The 21,445-nt window shown below is 71.3% G+C and carries 23 protein-coding genes, 2 pseudogenes and 1 riboswitch; of the genes and pseudogenes, 11 read left to right on the top strand and 14 right to left on the bottom strand.

The window, feature by feature from the left end; all coding sequences use genetic code 11:
- Nucleotides 1-167 precede the first annotated feature (167 nt).
- The 5 genes and pseudogenes from urtA to urtE all read left to right on the top strand — a co-directional run bounded on the left by urtA (nt 168) and on the right by urtE (nt 4,985).
- Nucleotides 168-1,408 (top strand): annotated as a pseudogene (urtA, locus tag Prum_RS54995) (urea ABC transporter substrate-binding protein).
- An 80-nt stretch (nt 1,409-1,488) separates the two neighbouring features.
- Nucleotides 1,489-2,376 carry an urea ABC transporter permease subunit UrtB gene (gene urtB, locus Prum_RS08095; RefSeq protein WP_173075304.1) on the top strand — a complete coding sequence of 296 codons (888 nt, stop codon included), beginning with the start codon at nt 1,489-1,491 and terminating at the stop codon, nt 2,374-2,376.
- Nucleotides 2,373-3,467 (top strand): urea ABC transporter permease subunit UrtC, encoded by a 1,095-nt coding sequence (gene urtC / locus Prum_RS08090; RefSeq protein ID WP_173075302.1) that lies wholly within the window; start codon nt 2,373-2,375, stop codon nt 3,465-3,467. Before urtB ends, urtC begins: the two co-directional genes overlap by 4 nt.
- Before the next feature lie 100 nt (nt 3,468-3,567).
- Nucleotides 3,568-4,293: an urea ABC transporter ATP-binding protein UrtD gene (urtD, locus tag Prum_RS08085; RefSeq protein WP_173075301.1), complete on the top strand. Its 726-nt coding sequence runs from the start codon at nt 3,568-3,570 to the stop codon at nt 4,291-4,293.
- Nucleotides 4,293-4,985, top strand: a complete 693-nt coding sequence (urtE, locus tag Prum_RS08080; RefSeq protein ID WP_173075299.1) for an urea ABC transporter ATP-binding subunit UrtE — start codon at nt 4,293-4,295, stop codon at nt 4,983-4,985. The genes urtD and urtE overlap by 1 nt, the downstream gene beginning before the upstream one ends.
- Before the next feature lie 43 nt (nt 4,986-5,028).
- Here urtE and Prum_RS08075 read toward each other — a convergent pair whose 3' ends face one another.
- Complete coding sequence (locus Prum_RS08075) at nt 5,029-5,535, bottom strand: PaaI family thioesterase (protein ID WP_173075297.1); 507 nt, start codon at nt 5,533-5,535, stop codon at nt 5,029-5,031.
- Nucleotides 5,536-5,589: 54 nt separating this feature from the next.
- Between Prum_RS08075 and Prum_RS08070 the strand changes: the two genes are divergently transcribed.
- The 3 genes from Prum_RS08070 (at nt 5,590) to Prum_RS08060 (ending at nt 7,119) form a co-directional block, all read left to right on the top strand.
- A complete protein-coding gene (locus Prum_RS08070; RefSeq protein ID WP_371871202.1) occupies nt 5,590-6,174 on the top strand; it encodes a winged helix-turn-helix transcriptional regulator in 585 nt (194 codons plus the stop codon).
- A gap of 120 nt (nt 6,175-6,294) precedes the next feature.
- Nucleotides 6,295-6,543 carry a hypothetical protein gene (locus tag Prum_RS08065; RefSeq protein WP_173075295.1) on the top strand — a complete coding sequence of 83 codons (249 nt, stop codon included), beginning with the start codon at nt 6,295-6,297 and terminating at the stop codon, nt 6,541-6,543.
- Nucleotides 6,544-6,549: 6 nt separating this feature from the next.
- The gene (locus Prum_RS08060) at nt 6,550-7,119 is read left to right on the top strand and encodes a hypothetical protein (protein ID WP_173075293.1); all 570 of its coding nucleotides are present in this window, start codon (nt 6,550-6,552) and stop codon (nt 7,117-7,119) included.
- On the opposite strand, the gene Prum_RS08055 is transcribed toward Prum_RS08060, so the two are convergent.
- The 13 genes and pseudogenes from Prum_RS08055 to Prum_RS07995 all read right to left on the bottom strand — a co-directional run bounded on the left by Prum_RS08055 (nt 7,103) and on the right by Prum_RS07995 (nt 18,285).
- The gene (locus tag Prum_RS08055; protein ID WP_173075291.1) at nt 7,103-7,882 is read right to left on the bottom strand and encodes a serine/threonine-protein kinase; all 780 of its coding nucleotides are present in this window, start codon (nt 7,880-7,882) and stop codon (nt 7,103-7,105) included. The genes Prum_RS08060 and Prum_RS08055 overlap by 17 nt on opposite strands.
- A 181-nt stretch (nt 7,883-8,063) precedes the next feature.
- Nucleotides 8,064-8,846 (bottom strand): ABC transporter ATP-binding protein, encoded by a 783-nt coding sequence (locus Prum_RS08050; protein ID WP_246277732.1) that lies wholly within the window; start codon nt 8,844-8,846, stop codon nt 8,064-8,066.
- On the bottom strand, nt 8,843-9,682 hold the full coding sequence (locus Prum_RS08045) for an ABC transporter permease (RefSeq protein ID WP_173075287.1): 840 nt from the start codon (nt 9,680-9,682) through the stop codon (nt 8,843-8,845). Before Prum_RS08045 ends, Prum_RS08050 begins: the two co-directional genes overlap by 4 nt.
- Complete coding sequence (locus tag Prum_RS08040; protein WP_173075285.1) at nt 9,679-10,671, bottom strand: ABC transporter substrate-binding protein; 993 nt, start codon at nt 10,669-10,671, stop codon at nt 9,679-9,681. The genes Prum_RS08045 and Prum_RS08040 overlap by 4 nt, the downstream gene beginning before the upstream one ends.
- Entirely contained in the window at nt 10,668-11,783 is a 1,116-nt protein-coding gene (locus tag Prum_RS08035; RefSeq protein ID WP_173075283.1) for an agmatinase family protein, read from the bottom strand. The genes Prum_RS08040 and Prum_RS08035 overlap by 4 nt, the downstream gene beginning before the upstream one ends.
- A gap of 114 nt (nt 11,784-11,897) precedes the next feature.
- Nucleotides 11,898-12,014, bottom strand: a riboswitch (guanidine-I (ykkC/yxkD leader).
- A gap of 84 nt (nt 12,015-12,098) precedes the next feature.
- The gene (locus Prum_RS08030) at nt 12,099-12,515 is read right to left on the bottom strand and encodes a DoxX family protein (protein WP_173075281.1); all 417 of its coding nucleotides are present in this window, start codon (nt 12,513-12,515) and stop codon (nt 12,099-12,101) included.
- Nucleotides 12,516-13,101: 586 nt separating this feature from the next.
- Nucleotides 13,102-13,886, bottom strand: a pseudogene (locus Prum_RS08025) (urease accessory protein UreD).
- Nucleotides 13,883-14,545 carry an urease accessory protein UreG gene (gene ureG / locus Prum_RS08020; RefSeq protein WP_173075279.1) on the bottom strand — a complete coding sequence of 221 codons (663 nt, stop codon included), beginning with the start codon at nt 14,543-14,545 and terminating at the stop codon, nt 13,883-13,885. Before ureG ends, Prum_RS08025 begins: the two are co-directional and overlap by 4 nt.
- Nucleotides 14,535-15,161, bottom strand: a complete 627-nt coding sequence (locus tag Prum_RS08015; protein WP_173075277.1) for an urease accessory protein UreF — start codon at nt 15,159-15,161, stop codon at nt 14,535-14,537. Before Prum_RS08015 ends, ureG begins: the two co-directional genes overlap by 11 nt.
- The gene (locus tag Prum_RS08010; protein WP_173075275.1) at nt 15,161-16,861 is read right to left on the bottom strand and encodes an urease subunit alpha; all 1,701 of its coding nucleotides are present in this window, start codon (nt 16,859-16,861) and stop codon (nt 15,161-15,163) included. Before Prum_RS08010 ends, Prum_RS08015 begins: the two co-directional genes overlap by 1 nt.
- Nucleotides 16,862-16,985: 124 nt before the next feature.
- On the bottom strand, nt 16,986-17,291 hold the full coding sequence (locus tag Prum_RS08005) for an urease subunit beta (RefSeq protein ID WP_173075273.1): 306 nt from the start codon (nt 17,289-17,291) through the stop codon (nt 16,986-16,988).
- The gene (locus tag Prum_RS08000; RefSeq protein WP_173075265.1) at nt 17,288-17,590 is read right to left on the bottom strand and encodes an urease subunit gamma; all 303 of its coding nucleotides are present in this window, start codon (nt 17,588-17,590) and stop codon (nt 17,288-17,290) included. The genes Prum_RS08005 and Prum_RS08000 overlap by 4 nt, the downstream gene beginning before the upstream one ends.
- Nucleotides 17,591-17,685: 95 nt before the next feature.
- Nucleotides 17,686-18,285 (bottom strand): hypothetical protein, encoded by a 600-nt coding sequence (locus Prum_RS07995; RefSeq protein ID WP_173075263.1) that lies wholly within the window; start codon nt 18,283-18,285, stop codon nt 17,686-17,688.
- 96 nt (nt 18,286-18,381) lie between these two features.
- Here Prum_RS07995 and Prum_RS07990 point away from each other — a divergent pair, with 96 nt between their 5' ends.
- The 3 genes from Prum_RS07990 (at nt 18,382) to Prum_RS07980 (ending at nt 21,423) form a co-directional block, all read left to right on the top strand.
- A complete protein-coding gene (locus Prum_RS07990) occupies nt 18,382-19,302 on the top strand; it encodes a hypothetical protein (protein ID WP_173075261.1) in 921 nt (306 codons plus the stop codon).
- A gap of 77 nt (nt 19,303-19,379) precedes the next feature.
- A complete protein-coding gene (gene aspS / locus Prum_RS07985; protein WP_173075259.1) occupies nt 19,380-21,152 on the top strand; it encodes an aspartate--tRNA ligase in 1,773 nt (590 codons plus the stop codon).
- 58 nt (nt 21,153-21,210) lie between these two features.
- A complete protein-coding gene (locus Prum_RS07980; RefSeq protein ID WP_173075257.1) occupies nt 21,211-21,423 on the top strand; it encodes a hypothetical protein in 213 nt (70 codons plus the stop codon).
- Nucleotides 21,424-21,445: the final 22 nt, after the last annotated feature.

Below are 21,445 nucleotides of genomic sequence, written 5' to 3'. Positions count from 1 at the left end.
TGTGGGAAGTAACGCCCATTCGGTAATGTGCTGGCACGATTGTGCCGGCCTTTTTTTATGCCCGGCAAAGTGCTGTTTCGGAAACAGCCTCTTAAGGGCCGGGAAATGCATTCGCAACGATTCTCACAGACGCTGACCCCGCCGAATCCCCTGGTGCGGAGGTTCCGATGTTCGATATTCGTGGGCGCTGGAAAGGCGCCCTCCTCCCGCTCGCCGCGGCATTGGTGCTGTCGGCGTGTGGGAGCAAGACCGGCGAGAACGAATCTTCAAGCGGCGCGGTCGCCGACACGTCCGGCGACACCGTCAAGGTGGGCCTGCTCAACTCGCTGTCCGGCACGATGGCCATCAGCGAGGTGACCGTCCGCGACTCGATCAAGCTGGCCATCGAGGAGATCAACGCGTCCGGCGGCGTGCTCGGCAAGAAGCTCGAGCCGATCAGCGAGGACGGCGCCTCGGACTGGCCGACGTTCGCCGAGAAGGCCGAGAAGCTCATCAAGGAGGACAAGGTCGCCGCGGTCTTCGGCTGCTGGACCTCGGCGAGCCGCAAGGCCGTCAAGCCGGTCTTCGAGGAGAACAAGTCGCTGCTGTTCTACCCCGTGCAGTACGAGGGGCTGGAGCAGTCGCCGTACATCTTCTACACCGGCGCGACGACCAACCAGCAGATCGTGCCGGGTCTGGACTACCTCAAGGCGCAGGGAAAGACGTCCGTCTACCTCGTGGGCAGCGACTACGTGTTCCCGCGTACCGCGAATAAGATCATTAAGGCGTACGCCGCCGCCAACGGGATGACCGTGCTCGGGAGGACTACGCGCCGCTCGGGTCGGTCGAGTTCGGCACGATCGTCAACAAGGTCAAGGCGTCCAAGGCGTCGGCCGTGTTCAATACCCTCAACGGCGACAGCAACGTCGCGTTCTTCAAGGAGTACAAGTCCGCGGGCCTGACCGCCACCGGCATGCCGGTGGTCTCGGTGTCGATCGCCGAGGAGGAGGTCAAGAGCATCGGCACCCAGTACCTGGACGGCCAGCTCACCGCGTGGAACTACTACCAGACCACGCCGGGCGCCGCGAACGAGGCGTTCGTCAAGGCGTACAAGGCCAAGTACGGGCAGGACAAGCCGACCAGCGACCCGATGGAGGCCGCGTACGTCTCGGTCTACCTGTGGAAGGCGATGGTCGAGAAGGCCGGCTCGTTCGACGTGGAGAAGGTGAAGGCGGCCTCGGACGGGGTCACCTTCGACGCGCCCGAGGGCAAGGTCACCATCGACGGCGCCACGCAGCACATCTACAAGACCGCGCGCATCGGCAAGGTCGGCAGCGACGGCCTGATCACCGAGGTCTGGAACTCCGGCTCCCCGGTCAAGCCCGATCCCTACCTCAAGGCGTACCCCTGGGCCGCGGGCCTGAGCTGACAGATGCAAGGAAGGGCCCCTTGTTATCGCTTTTTGCATAGGAAGGGGCCCTTCCTTGCAAGATCTACGGAAGGGCACCCATGACGGTCATCGTCAGCCAACTCTTCACCGGCGTCAGCATCGGCGCCGTGCTGCTGCTCATCGCGCTCGGCCTGGCCCTGACCTTCGGCCAGATGGGTGTGATCAACATGGCCCACGGCGAGTTCATCATGGCCGGGGCCTACACCGTGTACGTCCTGCAGGACGTCATCACCGCCGCCGGCCTCTCGCTGCTGGTCGCTCTGCCGGTGGCGTTCGGCGTGGCCGGCGCGATGGGCGTACTTCTGGAGTTTCTGCTCATCCGGCGGCTGTACACCCGGCCGCTGGACACGCTGCTGGTCACCTGGGGCGTGTCGCTGATCCTGCAGCAGCTGGCCCGGGACATCTTCGGGGCGCCGAACGTGCAGACCCGCGCTCCGGACGCGTTGACCGGCAACATCAAGATCACCGACGAACTGGCGCTGGCCAACAACCGGCTCTTCATCCTGGCGCTGGCCGTCCTCGCGGTGATCGCGCTGACCCTGGTCCTGCGCTTCACCTCGCTCGGCCGGCGGATCCGCGCCGTCGTGCAGAACCGCGACCTCGCCGCCGTCTCCGGCATCCCCACCGGGCGGGTCGACCGGCTCACGTTCTTCATCGGCTCGGGGCTGGCCGGCGTGGCCGGCGTCGCGCTGACCCTGCTCGGGCCGATCGGGCCGACCATGGGCACCAACATCATCGTCGACGCGTTCCTGGTCGTCGTGGCCGGCGGCATCGGGCACCTCAAGGGCAGCGTGATCGTCGCGTTCGCGCTCGGCACGCTGCAGTCCCTCATCGAGTACTCCACCACGGTCAGCGTCGCGAAGGTGCTCGTCTTCGTCGCGATCGTGGCCTTCCTCCAGTGGCGGCCACAGGGGCTGTTCACCCTCCGGACGAGGAGCCTGGCATGAAGGCGTGGTCGTGGCGCGCGGGCGCCGGCTTCGCGGCCGGCGCGGTCGTCCTGTTCGCGGTCGCGCCGGTGGGGCTGTCCGACTTCCGGCTCAGCCTGCTGGCCAAGTACCTCTGCCTGGCGATGGTGGCCATCGGCATCGGCCTAGCCTGGGGGCGCGGCGGGCTGCTGACCCTCGGCCAGGGCGTGTTCTTCGGCCTCGGCGGCTACGCGATGGCCATGCACATGAAGCTCGCGGACGCGGGTCCCGGTGCGATGCCCGACTTCATGCAGCTGTACGGCCAGCTCGACGCGCTGCCATGGTGGTGGAAGCCGTTCGCCAACCCGTACTTCGCGCTGCCGGCCACCGTGCTGCTGCCGATGCTGGTGGCGTTCCTGCTCGGGTCGCTGGTCTTCCGGCGGCGGGTGCGCGGCGCGTACTTCGCGATCCTGAGCCAGGCCCTCGCGGCGGCGCTGGCGATCTTCCTGATCGGCCAGCAGGGCACCACCGGCGGCACCAACGGCCTCACCGACTTCCAGGGCTTTTTCGGGTACGACCTGGACGACCCGGTCAACCAGCGGATGGTCTACTTCATCGTGGCGGGGTGCCTGCTCCTGCTGATGGCCCTGGCCCGCCAGCTCATCCAGTCCCGGTACGGCGAGCTGCTCGTCGCCGTGCGGGACAGCGAGGAGCGGGTCCGGTTCCTCGGCTACAACCCGGCCAACGTCAAGCTCGTCGCGTACGTCTCGGCCGCCGGCATGGCCGGGCTGGCCGGGGCGCTCTTCGTGCCCGCGGTGGGCATCATCAACCCGGCGCTGATCGGGATCGTGCCGTCGATCGAGTTCGTCATCGGGGTCGCGGTCGGCGGGCGGGCGGCCCTGCTCGGCCCGGTGCTCGGCGCGGTCGCCGTGGCGTGGGCCAAGACCACCCTTTCCGAGGAGTTCCCGGCCGCGTGGACGTACCTGCAAGGGCTGCTCTTCGTGCTGGTCGTGGCGTTCCTTCCGGGCGGCCTGGCGTCGGTCGTGGGCCTGGTACGCCGAAGGCGCTCGCGGCCGCCGGACCCCGCGCCGGTGTCGCCGGCGCCGGTTGTGGCGCAGGAGGTGCCGGCATGAGCGAGCGAGCTGGCGCGGCGGCGTCTGGACTGAGGAGCGTAGCGACGAGGGAAGGCGTCGCCTTTAGCGCCGCGGGAGCGAGCGAATCAGGAGGAACAGCATGAGTGGGTTGTCCATCCGGGACCTGCGGGTGACCTTCGACGGGTTCGCCGCCGTGGACGGGGTGTCGCTGGACGTGGCGCCCGGCGACATCCGCTTCCTGATCGGGCCGAACGGCGCCGGCAAGACGACGCTGGTCGACGCCGTCACCGGGCTGGTGAAGGCGAGCGGCTCGGTGCGCTTCGGCGAGCAGGCGCTGCTGGGCAAGCCGGTGCACCAGATCGCGCGGCTGGGCATCGGGCGGACGTTCCAGACGGCCACGGTCTTCGAGGAGCTGACCGTGCTGCAGAACCTGGACATCGCCGCCGGGGCCGGGCGGGGACCGTGGACCATGCTGCGGCGGCGCCGGTCGGTGCCCGCCGCGGTGGCCGAGGCGCTGGAGACGATCGGCCTCGCCGACCAGCGGGACAAGCTGGCGGGCACGCTCGCGCACGGGCAGAAGCAGTGGCTGGAGATCGGCATGCTGCTCGTGCAGGACGTCAAGTTGCTGCTGCTCGACGAGCCGGTCGCCGGCATGAGCCACGAAGAGCGGGACGCCACCGGCGCGCTACTCGGCGTGGTCAGCGCCGACCGCACGGTCGTGGTCATCGAGCACGACATGGACTTCATGCGCAGCTTCGCCCGCACGGTGACGGTCCTGCACGCCGGCAAGGTGCTCAGCGAGGGCTCCGTGGCCGAGGTTCAGGCCGACCCTGCCGTCCAGCAGGTCTACCTAGGAGCCGCGTGATGCTCGAGATCGATGGTGTCCAGGCCGGGTACGGCCGCAGCCTGGTCCTGCACGGCGTCTCGCTGTCGGTGCCGGCGAACGGGGTGGCCGCGGTGATGGGCCACAACGGCGCCGGCAAGAGCACCTTGCTGCGGGTCGCGATCGGCCTGCTCAAGCCGCGTACCGGGGCGGTGCGCCTCGCCGGGGAGGACATCACCCGGCTGGCGCCGCACGAGCGGGTGGCCCGCGGCATGGCATACGTGCCGCAGGGGCAGCAGTGCTTCCCGCACCTGACCACACTGGAGAACCTGCGGCTCATCGCGGACTCCCGGCCGGACGGGCGGGCGGCCATCGACTCCGCCCTGGACCTGTTCCCGGCGCTGCGGGCGCTGCTGGGCCGGCGGGCCGGGCTGCTCTCCGGCGGCCAGCGCCAGCAGCTCGCGATCGCCCGCGCGCTGATCACGTCGCCCACGCTTCTGCTGCTGGACGAGCCCACCGAGGGCATCCAGCCGTCGGTGGTAGCCGAGATCGAGCAGACGATCCTCGCGCTCACCGAGCGGGGCGGCCTGTCCGTGCTCCTCGTCGAGCAGCACGTCGGCTTCGCCCTGCGCGCGGCCGAACGCTACTACGTGCTGGAGTCGGGCCGGGTCACGTCGTCGGGCGAGGGCGGCGCGGACGCCGAGCACTCGGTCCGGTCGGCGCTGGCGGTGTGAGTAGGGCGGGGTGGGCGTACACCACTCTCACCCCGCCCCACGCTCAGGGGATTTCAAACAGCAGGCACGAGCTGGTGGCGTGCGCGACCAGCCGGCCGCTCTCGTCCATCAGGCGCGCCTCGGCCAGCGCGGTGCGACGACCGCGCGAGATGACGGTGCCCTCGCAGCGCAGCACGCCCGAGTCGACGGTCACCGGCCGGAGGTACTTCACGTTCAGGTCCATGCTCGTGTAGCCGACCCCGGCCGGCAGCGTCGAGTGCACCGCGCACCCGGCCGCCGTGTCCAGCAGCGTCGACAGCACCCCGCCGTGCACCGTGCCGAGCGGGTTGTAGTGGAACTCCCGGGCCGGCATCTCCACGACCACCCGGCCCTCCTCGACCTCCAGCCGGGACATGTCGAGCAGGTGCATCACCGGCGGCGCGGGCAGATCGCCCGCGATCATCGCGCGGAGCAACTCCAGGCCGCTGCGCCGGCCGACCACCGCCGCGTTCCGCGCCGGGTCCTCCCACGAGTACGTCCGGCTGCGCGCCTCGGTCTGGGTCTGTGTCATAGACGCAGCCTCGCAGCGTTTGCTGGGTCTGTCAACGAGACCTAGGCTCGGGTTGTGAGACCTACGGCACTGGACTGGTCGGTGGACAATTGCACGATCGCCCGAGCGATGGAGATCCTCGGCGAGAAGTGGACGTTCGTCGTCCTGCGCGACATCTTCGCCGGCATCCGCCGGTTCGACGACATGCGCGAGCGCGCCGGCATCCCGCGGCAGGTGCTCGCCAACCGCCTCACCCAGCTCGTCGAGCACGGCGTGCTGCGCCGCGTGCCGTACCAGGAGCCCGGTGCCCGGGTCCGCCACGAGTACCGGCTCACCGACAAGGGCTTCGACCTCTACCCGATGCTGGTGGCGCTCGCCGAATGGGGAAACCGCTACCTCGCCGACCCGGAAGGCGCGCCGGTCGCCCTCGTACACCGCGACTGCGGCGAAGAGGTCCACGCCGTGATGCGCTGCGCCTCCGGCCACGAGTCGCTCAAGCCCCGCGAAGTGGCCACCGCCCCGGCCGAGGCGCCCACCGCCGTACCTGAACCCCGTTCCGCCCGCCGGGCCCGCGCCGCCCCGCGCCGATCAAGGATTTGTGCGTCGATCAAGGGCGAATGGTCGTGGTTTGGAGATCGAAGCACGGCCGTATGCCCTTGATCGACGCAGAAAGCCTTGATCGACGGGCGGAGAAGGGTGGGCGGAGAGGGGCTCGCGGAGCGGTAGCGGGTCAGGGGTGGGGGTGGGGTTTCGGCGGAGTCGGCGGGGGGTTGCTGGTCGGTGGGGCCGCGGACGTGGGGTCGGGTCGGGGACGAGGGTGGGGTCGTCGGCGCGGTGGGGTCGCAGGAGTCGGGCAGCGTGGCGCCGGCGCGCTGGGTGAGCGCGGTCGGGGACACGACCTCGACCTGGACCCACACCGGGCCGGCGGCGTGCGCCACGTTGGACGGTACGGCCAGGGCACCGCTGCCGGCGGCCGTGAACTCCGTGCTGGACGTGCCGCTGGAGCCGTCGGTCCAGGTCACCCGGTAGGTCACGGTGGTCGCCGCGGAGACGGTGACGGTGGCCGAGGCCGAGTACGTGCAGGCGGTCTCGTCGACGGACACGTTCACGGACAGGCCGGTGACCTCGGCGGCGGGTGGCGTTGCTTCCGTCGTACCCGTCTGGCCGCCGCCGCCGCCCCCGCTGGGCGCGGTGGACGTGCCGCCGGTCGGGGTGGTGCCGGCGACGGGGTCGGTCGCCAGGCCGCCGATCGGCCGGTCGGCGTCGTCGGGCGCGGTCGAGAACGTCGTCGAGACGACGTCGGGCCGGAGCGCGCGCCGGGCGCCGGGCGGGGCCGTGGCCGAGCCGGTGCCGGGCGGCGCGGGCTGCTGGATCGCGGCGTCGGCCCGGCCGATACCGGGGCCCGATCCGCCGCCGATGCTGGCGACGGCGGCGGCCAGCGGGACGAGCAGGGCGGCGCTGGCGGTCACGATGGCGACCCGCCGGCGCGACGGGCCGCGCGAGTTGCTCTCCGTGGCGATGGTCGGGGCCGCGACCGGCCACGGTGGAGTGGCCACCGCGCGGTACGGCATGTACGCCCGCCGGGAGTTCATCGGTACCCGGTAGACGCCGCGCGGGCGCGGGCGGGCCGCGTTGGCCAGCCCGACCCGGACGCCGGCCGAGTCAAGCCGGTCGTCCTCGTCCTTGGCCAGCAGGCCGTCGATGACGGCGGTGAGCGGGCCGGCGCGCAGCGGCCGGGGTGCGGCTCGCAGACGGTGGCGATGAGGCAGGCGAGCGCGTCGTTGCGGGCGAACGGCCCGATGCCCTCCACCGCGTAGAAGAGGGTGGCGCCGAGCCCGAAGAGGTCGGACGCGGTGCCGCCCTCCCTGCCGTGCAGCCGCTCGGGGGCGACGTACCCGGGGCTGCCCATCACCGCGCCGCCCCGGATGGGGACGCGGTCACCGACGACCGTGGCGATGGAGAAGTCGCTCAGCAGCGGCCGCCCGTCGGGGAGCATGAGCACGTTGGACGGCTTGACGTCGCGGTGCACTATGCCGGCGGCGTGCGCGGCGTCGAGCGCGTTGAGCAGGCCGAGGCCGAGTCGGGCCGCGGTCTGCGGGTCGAGCGGGCCGTCCTGGCTGATGGTGTCCCGCAGCGAGCGCCCCTCGACCAGGCGCATCACGACCCACGGCCGGTTGTCGTCGTCGACGGTGTCGTAGATCGCCACGACGTTGGGGTGGACGAGACGGCCGGCGCTGAGCGCCTCGAACATCGCCCGCTGCTTGACCTCTTCGCGCTCTTGCGACGTCATCGGCTGGTTGAAGCGGATCTCCTTGACCGCGACCCAGCGAGACAGGCGTTGGTCGAACGCGCGCCACACGACTCCCATGCCCCGGTGCCTAGCACCGAATGGAGCCGGTACCGCCCCCGACGACGTACCCCTCCGAACCCACGCTTTTCCTCCCGTGCTACCCCGCAGCATGACCACTCCACCATTTGTTCAGGAGGTGGGCCATCCCAGATCCGTACGGCGAGGCATCGGCCGATGCACCGATGACGACGGTTCGAGTTTAGAGTTTTTCCTGGTGGCGCAGGTGATATGCGCGTACCAGGTCCTCGATTTCGGCACGTAGGGAGAGGAATTCGGGGAGTCGTTTTGCCGACAGTTCACGTTCGGTTGGAATGTTGACGGGCAGATCCGCGGCGACCCGCCCCGGGTCGCTGGCGAGCACCACCACCCGCTGCCCGAGAAACACCGCCTCCTCCACGTCGTGCGTGACCATCAGGACGGTGGTGCCGGTGTCCTGCCACACCCGCCGGATGAACAGCTGCATGTCCTCCTTGGTCTGCACGTCGAGGGCGCCGAACGGCTCGTCCAGCAGCAGCACGTCCGGCTCGCAGGCCAGCGCGCGGGCGATCGCCACCCGCTGGCGCTGACCGCCGGACAGCTGCTTGGGCAGGGCGTGGCGCAGGTCGGTCAGGCCGGTCTCGGCGAGGTACCAGGCGATCCGGCGCTCCCGTTCGGCCCGGCCGATGGGGAGCAGTTCCAGGCCGAAGCCGATGTTGCGTTCGACGGTCCGCCACGGGTACACCGCACCCTGCTGGAAGACCAGGCCGCGGTCGGGGCCCGGGCCGGTGACCGGCTGCCCGTCGAGGCGTACCTCGCCGGTGGACGGCCGGGCCAGGCCGGCGACCAGGGACAGCAGCGTGGACTTGCCGGAGCCGCTGGCGCCGACCATGCACACGAACTGCCCGCGCGGCACGGTCAGGTCGATCCCCTCCAGGGCACGGACCGCGCCGCCGCGCCGCGCGAACTCCTTCCCGACGCCGGCGAGCTCCAGTACGGCGGTCACACCCACCTCCCCACCCGGTCGCGCGCCAGCCGCAACATCAGGTCGATCGTCAGTCCGATAAGAGCGATGACCACGAGTACGGCGAAGATGCGGTCGATCTGGTTGAACCGCTGCGCCCGGACGATGCGGTAGCCGAGCCCCGACTCGGAGGCGATCAGCTCGGCGACGACCACGAAGCTCCACGAGGCGGCCGCGTTGACGCGTACCGAGTCGATCATGCCGGGCAGGGCGTACGGGACGATGACCTTGCGCAGCACCTCGCCCCGCCGGGCGCCCAGCGTGTACGACACGTCGATCAGCGCGGCGGGCACCTGCCGTACGGCGTCGGCGGTCATCAGCGTGTTGAAGAAGAACGCGGCGAGGAAGAGCAGGGCCACCTTGGACGGCTCGCCCAGGCCCAGCCAGATGATCAGTAGCGGGATGAACGCGCTGGCCGGCAGGTAGCGCAGCAGCCCGACGAGCGGTTCGAGGGCGGCCTGCCCGGCCGGGAAGCTGCCCATCAGGATGCCCAGCGGCACCGACACCAGCACCGCCAGCCCGAAGCCCTCCAGCACCCGCCGCACGGTGGCCCACGCGTCGGTGAGCAGCTGCCCGTCGCGGGCCATCTCCACGCCCGCCGCGAACGCTTCGAGCGGGCCCGGCAGGAAGTCCGGCCGCCCGTCGATGACCATGCTGAGCACCTGCCAGGCGGCCAGCGGGACGGTCACCGACAGCACGGTCAGTGTCCACCGGGCGGGCCGCGAGATCGGCGTACGGATGCCCCACAGCCCGCCCGCCCGCGCCGGCCTGCGGCGCGGGAGCGAGCGGGGCGGAGCCGGGGCGGCCACGAGCGTCACGTAGCTGCCTTGACGAACGTGGCGTCGAGCAGGCCGTCCAGCGGCGGCTCCTCGTCGACCAGCTTGGCGTCGACCAGGAACTTGGCGATCGACTTGGCCTGGAAGTCGAGGTTGGCCGGCGTCTGACCGGACTCGAACGCGGCGAGGTTCTGCTCGCGCGTGAAGATCGTCGTACCCGCGTCGTAGCTCTTGTAGTCGGCGTCGCTGACGCCGCCCTTCTTGGCCATGATGCCGACGGCCGCGGCGGGGTTGTCCTTGATCCACGCGAGCGTGTCGAACCAGGTGTCCACCATCGCCTGGACCTCCTTCGGGTGGTCCTTGACGAAGTCGGCCTCGAAGACCAGGTGGTCGGGGATCGCGCCGGGGAAGTCGGCGGAGGTCGCGATCGCCTTGCTGCCGGCCAGCCCCAGCGCCGTCGTGGTGAACGGGGCGAACGCGCCCACCGCGTCCACCTGCCCGGCCAGGAACGCGGCGGCGGCCGCGTCGGTCAGCAGCGCCTTGACGGTGACGTCCTGTTCGGACAGTCCGGCCTTCTGCAGCGCGAGCAGCAGCAGGTAGTGGTCGACGGTGCCCTGCTCGACGGCCACCGTCTTGCCCTTCAGATCGGCCACCGAGTCGATGCCGGGCCGGGCGATGATCTGGTCGTTGCCGGTCGAGTTGTCGTTGACCAGCACGACGGTCTGCTTCGCGCCGCCGCTGACCGAGGAGAGCGTGTCGTTGAGGGTCTGGCTGTTGGCGTCCAGGTTGCCGGTGGACAGGGCGGTGAGGCTGTCGGTGTAGCTGTCGAAGTACTTCAGCTCGACCGTCACGCCGTTCTTGGCGAACAGGCCCTGCTCCTGGGCCACCTGCCAGGGAAACCAGCCCGGCCAGGCGCTGAAGCCCACCCGTACCGTCGTCGGCTGGCCGGCCTCGGCGGCGTCGTCGCCGTCCGACGAGCCGCATGCGGTCAGCAATGTGAGCGCCGCCGCGGCGGCGAGGAATCTCTTCATGACTTGCTCCTCTGGGGGAGGTGACCCGCCCGGACCAGGCAGCCGAGCGTGTCGCAGATGACCCGGGTGGCGATGAGGGAGGTGATCTCGGCGTTGTCGTACGGCGGCGAGCACTCCACGACCTCGATGCCGGCCAGCGGCTTCTCGGCGATGAGCTGGATGAACTTGAGCACCTCGCGGGGCAGGAAGCCGCCCGGCTCGGGCCAGCCGGTGCCGGGCACGAACGCGGCGTCCAGGCAGTCCACGTCGAACGACAACCACACCGCGTCGGCGCCGTCCCAGGCCACCTCGAGCGCCTTCTCAGCGGCGGCCTCGATGCCCATCTCCACGCAGTCGGTGACCGTCATGATGGTCGTGCCGCGCTCCCGGCCCACCTTGACGCCGGGGCGGGGCGCCTGCCAGCCGCCGATGCCGATCTGCACCAGGTTCTTCGCCGGGACGTTGGGGATGTCGGTGGCGTGGAACCACGGCGTGGTGTGCATCCGCTCGTCGAGGTCGGTCTCCTGGGTGTCGACGTGCCGGTCGAAGTGGATGATGCCCAGGTTGCCGTTCAGGTGCTGGGCCACGCCGCGCACGGTGGGATAGCCGATCGAGTGGTCGCCGCCGAGCACCACCGGGAACGCGCCCGAGGCGTACACGTGGGCGACCGCCTTGGAGATCTGGTCGAACGTCTTCTCGATGTTCGCCGGGATGGTGAAGACATCGCCGAGGTCGGCGATCGTGATCGACTCGCGCAGGTCGACACCCAATTCGAACGAGTACGGGCCGTAGAGCGCCGAGATCTTGCGGATCCCCTGCGGCCCGAAGCGCGTGCCTGAGCGGTACGTCGTGCCACCGTCGAACGGGGCGCCCAGCACCGCGACGTCGTACTCGCCGCAGCGGCGCACGTCCTCCACGTATGGCGCCTTGAGGAACGTGTTGATGCCGGCGAAGTGCGGCAGTTCGCCGCGTGAGAAGGTGGGGATGCGCTTGTCCACGATGGAGTCGGCGCCGGGCAGGCCGAGCTCCAGGCCGCGGGCGACCTCCTCCTCCCACTTGGTGGTGGGCAGCTCTGCCTCGCGCTCCACGGCGTAGCGGGCTTCGGGTCCGTAGTGATCGTGGTAAAGGCCCACGGGCAACCTCCGACAGGGGCCTGGCCGAGGAAGCCTCGCCGCTTCCGCATGTGCGGTGCTTGCGCTCGATGGCGCTGCGGAAGCGGCTGCAGCCAACACAGCCAGGTTGCGGCTGTCTCCCGGGCTTTTGTCCCGCCGTGGAACGCGACGACGCTTGCCGCCGCGCCTGCGCCTCTCGGACCAGCCCGCCCGTCGTACGTGACGGGCGGCGGAACCCTAGGCGCGCCTCACCGGTGGTGAGTCAGAGGCAGTAGACCCGCCACCGGTTGCCCTCGCTTTGCCCGATTGTTGCGAACGTGTGTCGATGTCCTCACTTCATGAGGCCGGGGCGGTCCGCCGCTGCGCGAGCACCCCGTCGACCGACCACTTGCCCGGACCGAGCACCGCGATCAGCAGGAACGACCAGCAGAAGAGCGCGGCCAACTCGCCGCCGTTGTTGAGCGGCAGCAGAGCATCAGGCTGGTGTACGACGAAGTACGCGTACGCCATGGAGCCGGAGCAGACGATCGCGGCGATCCGCGTACTCAGGCCGGCCAGCACCAGCACGCCGCCGGTGAACTGGATCAGCGCCGCCCACCAGCCGGGCCACGTGCCGACCGCGATGGCCGCGCCGGATCCGCGGCTGCCGCCGAAGACGCCGAACAGCGACGCGGCGCCATGGATCGCGAACAGCAGGCCGAGCACGAGCCGGAATAGGGTGGTCATGAGGTCGGTCAGACGGGCAGGGTTCATCGGAGAGCTCCTGAAAGGATCAGTTGACTGGTCCCACGGCCCAGAGATCCTAACCCGATCCATCCATGCTCGTCTATGTCTTGACTCCCTCTTCCCGCGCTGCTCTCCCGCCCCTCTCTCCCCGCGCGCCTTCCCCGTCGATCAAGGGCATACGGCCGTGCTTTGATCTCCAAACCACGACCCTTTGCCCTTGATCGACGCGAAAGTCCTTGATCGGTGAGGTGCTGGGGCGGACGGTCGGGCTGGACCCCGACTGCGGGACCTACGTGAAGGATTCGAGTCGCTCCAGCGACCCAGATCCTTCGCGTTGATGCGGGGGCAGGTCGCGCCGACAAGCGGCCCGTCCGAAGGGGGCCTCGCTTGGGTGTTGCGGCGTGAGTAGGGCGCCCCTGTACCCGCTCCGGCGTGAACAGGGGTGCCCTACTCACGCGTAGGCCCCCAACAGGGCAGCCCTACTGGGGCGTAGCGCGCGTCCACCTGACGCCCGACGAGCCCGAACCATCGTGAGCCCGAGCCCGACGCGCCCGGCGCCTCGCCGATCAAGGGAAACCCCGTCGATCAAGGGCAAACGGCCGCGGATTGGAGATCAAACCGCAGCCGTTTGCCCTTGATCGACGGGGAAAGCGGGCGCGGGGAGCGCGGCGGGGAGGGGGAGGGGGTGAGGTGGGTGTGGACGGTTTGGGGGTGCCGGTGGCGACGATGAGGAGGGCTGGGCCGGGGAGGGGCATTTGGGCGGCCGTGGGGCCGAGGATCGCGGGCGGTGGGGGTTGCCGGTCCACAGGGGATCGACGAGGAGTAGGGAGCCGGTGGCGCGGGCGCCGGCGAGGACCGCCGGGCCGTCCCAGGCGGGGGCACGCGGTCCCACCGCCAGTTCCTGGCGCAGGAGGGTACGTCCGCCGTGGCGCACCGTGCTGTCCAGCCGGGCGTCGCCGGGCTCCTCGCCGTGGCGGCCGCAGACGAGTTCCTCGCGCCACTCCAGCCGGGCGCCCTCCTCCAACTCCACAGTGGAGCGTGACACGTGGTCGCAGCCGCGGGCGGCGATGAGCGGCTCGGGCAGCCAGCGCAGGGTGCCCCGGCGGCCACGGTGGCGTGCACCTCCAGCAGGGACTGCTCGCCGCCGGCGCCGGGCAGCGCCAGGGAAGCGGCCACCGTGCGGACGCACAGCTGTGCCCCGGGACCGACCTCGATCTCGATCCGCAGGTGGTCGCCGCCGAGCGGCCCGGCGGCGCCGCCGACGAAGTGCACCTCGGTCTCCCCTCTCGCGTTCCGGGGACCCGTACGGCGTACCAGAAGGGGTGTCTGCGAGCGGAGGGTGACCAGGCGCGTGCGCCCGCAGTCCGCGACCGCCGCGACCCGGGCGGTGGCTTTCATGCCGCGCGGAGGCCGCGCACCCAGTCGGCGACCGCCTTGGCGGACGGGTCCTCGACGAGCGAGAGGAAGACGGTGGGCAGGTCGCCGCGGCGTGCGCCGGCGTCGCGGGCCATCACGGACAGGTCGGCGCCGACGAGGGGGGCGAGGTCGGTCTTGTTGATGACGAGCAGGTCGGCGGTGGTGACGCCGGGGCCGCCCTTGCGGGGGACCTTGTCGCCGCCGGCGACGTCGACCACGAAGATCTGCCGGTCGACCAGGCCCTTGCTGAACGTGGCGGTCAGGTTGTCGCCGCCGCTCTCAACGAGGACGAGGTCGAGGGGGCCGAGGTCGGCTTCGAGGTCTTCGACGGCGTCGAGGTTGGCGGAGATGTCGTCGCGGATCGCGGTGTGCGGGCAGCAGCCGGTCTCCACGGCCTTGATGCGGTCGGCGGGTAGGACGCCGTTGCGCAGCAGGAAGTCGGCGTCCTCGGTGGTGTAGATGTCGTTGGTGACGACGGCGAGGTTGAGTTCGCCGGCGAGGGTGCGGCAGAGGGCGGCGACGAGGGCGGTCTTGCCGGAGCCGACGGGGCCGCCGATACCGATCCGCAGCGCGCGTTCGCCGGCCTTGAGCGGGGCGTGCGGATCGTCGTGCGGGTGTGGGTGTTCGTGGTCAGCTGGCAAAGAGACGCACCTCCCAGGACGCGTGTATCTCGGATCCAATGTCCAGTATCGGTGCGGAGCAGGCGGGCAGCTCGTCCACGGTGGTCGCTTGCGCGGCGACCGCGTCGCACTCCGCGGCGAGCCCGGCGAGCAGGCCGTGTACGGCGTACGGGTCGAGGCCGAGCAGGCGCACGGCGGCGCTGGCCGGCCCGCTGACCGTGCCGTACGCGGCGGTGAGCGCGGCCTGTGCCGGGGTCAGCCCGGCCGCGGCGGCCACCACGCCGAGCGCGACCGGGTGGTGCGGGTCGCGGTCCACAGTGGGCAGTGACCAGATGGTGCGCCCGGCGCGCAGCAGCGCCCGCCCCTGGGCCCGGGAGGCGCGCCGCAGCGCGGGGGATGGGGTGCGGGCGTCCAGCTCGCCGTCGAGCCACCCGGTGTCCGCTCCGGCGCACGCCTGCGCGGCGAACGCGGCGCTCACCAGCCCCGCCGTGTGCAGCCGGCCGCGCAGGAACGCCGCCAGGTCCGGCAGCTCGCGCACCCGGCCCGCCGCGACGGCCGCCTCCAGGCCGCCCGAGTGCGCGTGGCCGCCGGCGGGAAACCGGCCGTCCGCGAGCAGGAGCAGGGTGTACGCGCTCATCAGAACAGAAAGTACCGCTGCGCCATGGGCAGTTCGGTGACCGGTCGCGCCTCGATGACCTCCCCGTCGATGCGGACCGTGAACGTGTCCGGCTCTACCTCGATGCGCGGTGTCGCGTCGTTGAGCGGCAGGTCGGCCTTGCCGCGCGCGCGGACGTCGGCGACCGGGGCCAGCCTGCGGGCCACGGCGAGGCGCGCCGCGAGGCCGTCCTCGATCGCGGCCGGCGCCACGAACGCCAGGCTGGTGGCGGCCGGCACCGCGCCGTACGCGCCGAACATGGGCCGGGGGAGCACCGGCTGCGGGGTGGGGATGGAGGCGTTCGCGTCGCCCATCTGCGCCCACGCGATCATGCCGCCCTTGATGACCAGGTGCGGGCGTACGCCGAAGAACGCCGGGTCCCACAGCACGAGGTCGGCGAGCTTGCCCGCCTCGACCGAGCCCACCTCGCCCTCGATGCCGTGCGCGACGGCGGGGCAGATCGTGTACTTGGCGACGTACCGGCGGGCCCGGACGTTGTCGGCGGCGCCGTCGCCGGGCAGCGCGCCGCGCCGGTCCTTCATCACGTGAGCGGTCTGCCAGGTACGCAGGACGACCTCGCCCACCCGCCCCATGGCCTGCGCGTCCGAGCCGATGATCGAGATCGCGCCGAGGTCGTGCAGCACGTCCTCGGCGGCCATCGTGCTCGGCCGGATGCGGCTCTCCGCGAACGCCAGGTCCTCCGGCACCGCCGGGTTGAGGTGGTGGCAGACCATCAGCATGTCGAGGTGCTCGTCGAGCGTGTTCCGGGTGTACGGCCGGGTCGGGTTGGTCGACGACGGGAGCACGTTGGGGTGCGCGGCGACGGTGATGATGTCCGGCGCGTGCCCGCCGCCGGCGCCCTCGGTGTGGTACGCGTGGATCGCGCGGCCGCCGATCGCCCGCAGGGTGTCCTCGACGAAGCCGGCCTCGTTCAGCGTGTCGGTGTGGATGTTGACCTGGACGCCGGACGCGTCCGCCACCCTCAGGCAGGCGTCGATGGCGGCCGGCGTGGTGCCCCAGTCCTCGTGCAGCTTGAAGCCGCCGGCGCCGGCCCGCAGCTGCTCCCACATGGACTCTTCGCTGACCGTGTTGCCCTTGCCGAGCAGCATCACGTTGACCGGCCAGGAGTCGATCGCCTCCAGCATCCGGGCCAGGTGCCAGGCGTTGGGCGTGACGGTGGTGGCCTTGGTGCCCTCGGCCGGGCCGGTGCCGCCGCCGATGACCGTGGTGATCCCGCTGGCCAGGGCCTCTTCCAGGATCTGCGGGCAGATGAAGTGGACGTGCGAGTCGATCGCGCCGGCGGTCAGGATCTTGCCGTTGCCGGCTATGATCTCGGTGCCCGGCCCGATGACCAGGTCGGGGTGGACGCCGTCCATGGTGTCCGGGTTGCCGGCCTTGCCGATCGCCACGATCCGGCCGTCGCGGATGCCGATGTCGGCCTTGACGATGCCCCAGTGGTCGAGGATCACCGCGCCGGTGATGACGGTGTCCGGCGTACCCTCCGCGCGGGTGGCGCGGGACTGGCCCATCGACTCGCGGATCACCTTGCCGCCGCCGAAGACCGCCTCGTCGCCGCCGGCGCAGTGGTCCTTTTCGACCTCGACGAGCAGGTTGGTGTCGGCCAGCCGGATCCGGTCGCCGGTGGTGGGCCCGTAGAGGGAGATGTACCGCTGGCGGTTCATAGTGCCTCCTGGTGACCGCGTGCAGCGGCGCCCGAAGGCGCCGCCTTCCCATCGGCGGCGGCGTTCAGGGCCGGGCACGGTTCGTGACGCCGCTGGGAAAACGGCGCCGCGCCGCTGCACGCGGTCACAGTGCGCCCCCTACCTCGCCACGGAGCCCCGGCACGATCCGGTTGCCGGCGAGCGGCACCAGGTCGACGTCGCGGGGCACGCCCGGCTCGAAGCGCACGCTCGTACCGGCCGGGACGGCGAGCCGGTGCCCGCGGGCCGCCGCGCGGTCGAAGTCGAGGGCCGGGTTGGCCTCGGCGAAGTGGTAGTGGGACCCGACCTGCACGGGCCGGTCGCCGGTGTTGGTGACGGCGAGCGTCAGCACGGGCCGCCCCACGTTGATCTCGACCTCCCCGGCGCCGGGGATGACCTCGCCGGGGATCATGAGATCGGCTCGTGGACGGTGACGAGCTTGGTCCCATCCGGGAACGTCGCCTCCACCTGCACCTCGGGCAGCATCTCCGGCACGCCGTCGAGCACGTCGTCGCGGGTGAGCACCTGCCGGCCGGCCTCCATCAGCTCCGCGACCGTGCGCCCGTCCCGGGCGGCCTCCAGCAGGAACGCGGTGATGATCGCGGTGGCCTCCGGGTGGTTGAGCCGCAGGCCCCGCTCGCGGCGGCGCCAGGCCACGTCGGCCGCCACGTGGATCAGCAGCCGGTCCTGCTCATGGCGGGTCAGGAACACGGGTCACCTCCAGGCCGGATGCTGGCATCCCAACATTTCCGGTGCGTTTCGACTGTGCGGTCACGCGGCCGGGGTGACCAGCGCCGCGGAGAACACTACGACCCCTCCGGGGACTCGCACTGCACCTGGATGGTCAGTTCCTCCGCGCCGTCCACCGTCGCGGCCAGCGTGGCCGGGGCGGCCATCGTCGCGGCGAACTGGGTGCCCCTGGTCTGCTGGGTCAGCGTCCCGTCGCGCTCCTTGACGCCGGTGACCGCGTGCACGTACGTGCGGGCGTCGCGCTCCGCCGAGTAGTACGGCCGCACGGTGGCGGAGAAGTCCAGGTACCGGCCGCGCAGCAGGTACGTGACCGAACGCGTCTTGTCGTCCGACTGATTGGTCGGGCACCGGACCACGATCGGGTGGTCGTAACCGTCCTTTCCCGTCAATGCCCTCGGCAACGACGTCATATTCGCGCCGCCGGAATGGGGAAAGAGGTCTGCCAGATAGGTTTTATTCTGGGTGGCCGGAACGGTCGCCGGGACGGTCCGCGGTGCCTCGGACGTCGTCGCGGCCGCCTCCTTCTCCCAAAGCGGCTCCTGCCGTACCGGCTGCGGCCACTGCCAGGCGACCAGGGCGATCGACGAGCTCACGACCAGCGTCGTCACGCCGATCCAGATTCCGATCTTTTCTGCTTTGGACATCTTCTTCAGCACGGTTTCCCATTATCGGGATCCGGTCGAATTGGTCATCACTCGATCGTGGACGGAAAAGCGACAGTGGGCGCTGCGTTCGTCTGCGATAAATGCGCCGTGACCGCACCAGACCCGAATTCCCCGGTACCCCCGCCCCGCCCGCCCGCGATGATTCCCACCGCGCCGATGTCGCCGCCGGGCGCGTACCCGCCGTTCCCGCCGGCGCCGCCGCAGGGCCGCGCGACGCCGCCCCCACCACCGGCGCCACCGCCGATCCTGTCCGCCCCGCTGTCGTCCCCGGCGGTGCCCTTCTCGGTGCCGCCGGCGCCGCCGGGCGGGCGGTCCCGGATGACGCTCGTCGCCCTCGGCGTGGCGGTGCTGGCGCTGCTGGTCGCGCTGGGCTCGCTGATGGCCGCGTGGCGGGCCGTGGACCAGGCGGCGGACGCGAAGCAGTTCGCGCTCGCCGGCGGGAGCGGGACGGCCCCGGGGGCCACGCAGCCGCTGCCGGTGTCCGCCGCGCCACCGTCGGACGCGGCGCCCGCGGACGCGGCGCCCACCGACGCCCCGGTCGATCCCGGTACGCCCAGCGGGACCGGCGCGCCGCCGCTCGACGAGCGCACGGTCTACACCGTCAAGTACGACAGTGAGACGCTGACGCTGAAGACGACCAATTGCAGCGACCAGATGTACGCCGACCTCGATGAGCCGCGGGCCAACGTCGGCAGCGCCGGCGCCGACCTCGTGCTGAACACCTCCTGCAGCGGGCCGTCCTTCCTGAAGCTGTGGAGCGGTGTGGAGGGCAGTACGTCGGCCAGCCCGGGGCGGACCCCGCATGACTGCGCCGAGGCCATCCGCACGTCGCCGCTCGGCGAGGCGCCGGTGCCGGCGCGCAAGGGCACCGCGATCTGCCTGACGACCTCGTTCGAGGCGGCCCAGGAGCGCGGTGACAACCAGCGCCTGGTGCTGGTGGAGATCACGGGGGTCGCGGACGACGGCGCGGTCACGATCAGGTCGCGGGCCTGGAACATCCCGCGCTAACCAGGGCGGGTGGCATCGGCGCTGCCGGGTAATGCTGACAGAATGTCCGCGGATACCCAGATGAAGGAGATGTACCCGTGATCCGTACCCATGACGCCGGAAGCCTGCGCGCCGCGGACGCCGGCACGACGGTGACGCTCGCCGGGTGGGTGGCCCGCCGGCGCGACCACGGGGGCGTCATCTTCGTCGACCTGCGCGACGCGTCCGGCGTGGTCCAGGTGGTCTTCCGGGAAGACATGCTGGTCGCGCACGCGCTGCGGAACGAGTTCTGCGTCGTGGTGACCGGCGCGGTCGAGCGCCGCCCGGCCGGCAACGAGAACCCCGAGCTGCCCACCGGCGAGGTCGAGGTCAACGCGGCCACCCTGGAGATCCTGTCCGAGGCGGCGCCGCTGCCGCTGCCGGTCGACGACCACGTCGACGCGGGCGACGACGTCCGGCTCAAGTACCGCTACCTGGACCTGCGCCGGTCCGGCCCGGCGCGGGCGGTCCGGCTGCGCTCGCGGGCCAACCAGATCGCCCGTACGGTGCTGCACGAGCGCGACTTCCTGGAGATCGAGACGCCGACGCTGACCCGGTCCACGCCGGAGGGCGCGCGCGACTTCCTGGTGCCGGTCCGGCTGCAGCCCGGCACCTGGTACGCCCTGCCGCAGTCCCCGCAGCTGTTCAAGCAGCTGCTGATGGTCGCCGGGATGGAGCGGTACTACCAGATCGCCCGCTGCTACCGGGACGAGGACTTCCGGGCCGACCGGCAGCCGGAGTTCACGCAGCTCGACATCGAGATGTCGTTCGTCACCCAGGACGACGTGATCGAGCTGGGCGAGTCGATCGTGCGCGCGCTGTGGCAGGACCTGGCCGGCCACGAGATCAGCGGGCCGATCCCGCGGATCACCTGGCACGACGCCATGTCCCGGTACGGCTCGGACAAGCCCGACCTGCGGTACGGCGTCGAGCTGACCGACCTGAGCGACTACCTGCGCGGCACCGAGTTCCGGGTGTTCGCGGGCGCGATCGAGGCCGGCGGGTACGTCGGCGCGGTCGTCATGCCGGGCGGGGCCGGGCAGAGCCGCAAGGAGCTCGACGGCTGGCAGGACTGGGCCAAGGCGCGCGGGGCGCGCGGCCTGGCGTACGTGGTGCTGGACGCGGAGACCGGTGAGGCCCGCGGCCCGGTCGCCAAGAACCTGAGCGAGGCGCACCTGGCCGGGCTCGCCGACGCGGTGGGAGCCAAGCCCGGCGACGCGGTCTTCTTCGCCGCCGGCGTCGACCGGCGCGGCGCCCAGGAGCTGCTCGGCGCGGCCCGGATCGAGATCGCCAAGCGCGCCGGCCTGGCCGATGAGGACGCCTGGGCGTTCTGCTGGGTGGTCGACGCGCCGATGTTCGAGGCCACCGAGGAGGGCGGCTGGACGGCGGTGCACCACCCGTTCACCTCGCCCAACGAGGAGTGGATGGACCGGTTCGAGCAGGCGCCCGACGAGGCCCTGGCGTACGCGTACGACATCGTCTGCAACGGCAACGAGATCGGCGGCGGCTCGGTCCGTATCCACCGGGGCGACGTGCAGCGCCGGGTGTTCGACCTGCTGGGCATCACGCCGGACGAGGCCAACGACAAGTTCGGCTTCCTGCTGGAGGCGTTCAAGTACGGCCCGCCGCCGCACGCCGGCATCGCGTTCGGCTGGGACCGGGTGTGCATGCTGCTGGCCGGGGCCGAGTCGATCCGCGAGGTCATCGCGTTCCCGAAGACCCGCGGCGGCTACGACCCGCTCACCGGCGCGCCGACCCCGATCACCCCGCAGCAGCGGACCGAGGCCGGCGTCGACGCCAAGCCCAAGTCCTCGCCGCCGCCGGCGGCCTAGGCGTGGCGTAGCGGCGCGTGGGGTATATCGAGGTCCCCCCGACACATAGGAGGACCTCATGCTCGCCATCGTCGCGGCGGCTGTCTTCGGCTTCGCCCTGCTACTCGACCTGCTCGACACCGATATGGGCGCACCGGACCTGTTCAACTGGAACACGCTGGTGCTGATCGGGCTGTTCCTGCTGGCCCTGTACTTCGCCGGCGTCGGGCGCGGCGGCACCACGGGCGGCGGCGGTAGATGGTATCGCGGCCGCCGTCCCGGCCGGGGGTGAGCGCCGGCCGGTACTGTCTTTG

This window comes from Phytohabitans rumicis (assembly GCF_011764445.1).
GTDB lineage: Bacteria > Actinomycetota > Actinomycetes > Mycobacteriales > Micromonosporaceae > Phytohabitans > Phytohabitans rumicis.
This window is presented reverse-complemented; position numbering and strand designations above follow the sequence as displayed.

What these genes read in the sequence shown, in the direction of transcription:
- Prum_RS08075 (WP_173075297.1), bottom strand. Translation starts at nt 5,535, where the DNA reads ATGACACAGACCCAGACCGAGGCGCGCAGCCGGACGTACTCGTGGGAG.
- Prum_RS08055 (WP_173075291.1), bottom strand. Translation starts at nt 7,882, where the DNA reads ATGGGAGTCGTGTGGCGCGCGTTCGACCAACGCCTGTCTCGCTGGGTC.
- urtD (WP_173075301.1), top strand. Translation starts at nt 3,568, where the DNA reads ATGAGTGGGTTGTCCATCCGGGACCTGCGGGTGACCTTCGACGGGTTC.
- urtE (WP_173075299.1), top strand. Translation starts at nt 4,293, where the DNA reads ATGCTCGAGATCGATGGTGTCCAGGCCGGGTACGGCCGCAGCCTGGTC.
- Prum_RS07980 (WP_173075257.1), top strand. Translation starts at nt 21,211, where the DNA reads ATGCTCGCCATCGTCGCGGCGGCTGTCTTCGGCTTCGCCCTGCTACTC.
- Prum_RS08030 (WP_173075281.1), bottom strand. Translation starts at nt 12,515, where the DNA reads ATGAACCCTGCCCGTCTGACCGACCTCATGACCACCCTATTCCGGCTC.
- Prum_RS08005 (WP_173075273.1), bottom strand. Translation starts at nt 17,291, where the DNA reads ATGATCCCCGGCGAGGTCATCCCCGGCGCCGGGGAGGTCGAGATCAAC.
- Prum_RS08040 (WP_173075285.1), bottom strand. Translation starts at nt 10,671, where the DNA reads ATGAAGAGATTCCTCGCCGCCGCGGCGGCGCTCACATTGCTGACCGCA.
- urtB (WP_173075304.1), top strand. Translation starts at nt 1,489, where the DNA reads ATGACGGTCATCGTCAGCCAACTCTTCACCGGCGTCAGCATCGGCGCC.
- urtC (WP_173075302.1), top strand. Translation starts at nt 2,373, where the DNA reads ATGAAGGCGTGGTCGTGGCGCGCGGGCGCCGGCTTCGCGGCCGGCGCG.
- Prum_RS08015 (WP_173075277.1), bottom strand. Translation starts at nt 15,161, where the DNA reads ATGAGCGCGTACACCCTGCTCCTGCTCGCGGACGGCCGGTTTCCCGCC.
- Prum_RS08010 (WP_173075275.1), bottom strand. Translation starts at nt 16,861, where the DNA reads ATGAACCGCCAGCGGTACATCTCCCTCTACGGGCCCACCACCGGCGAC.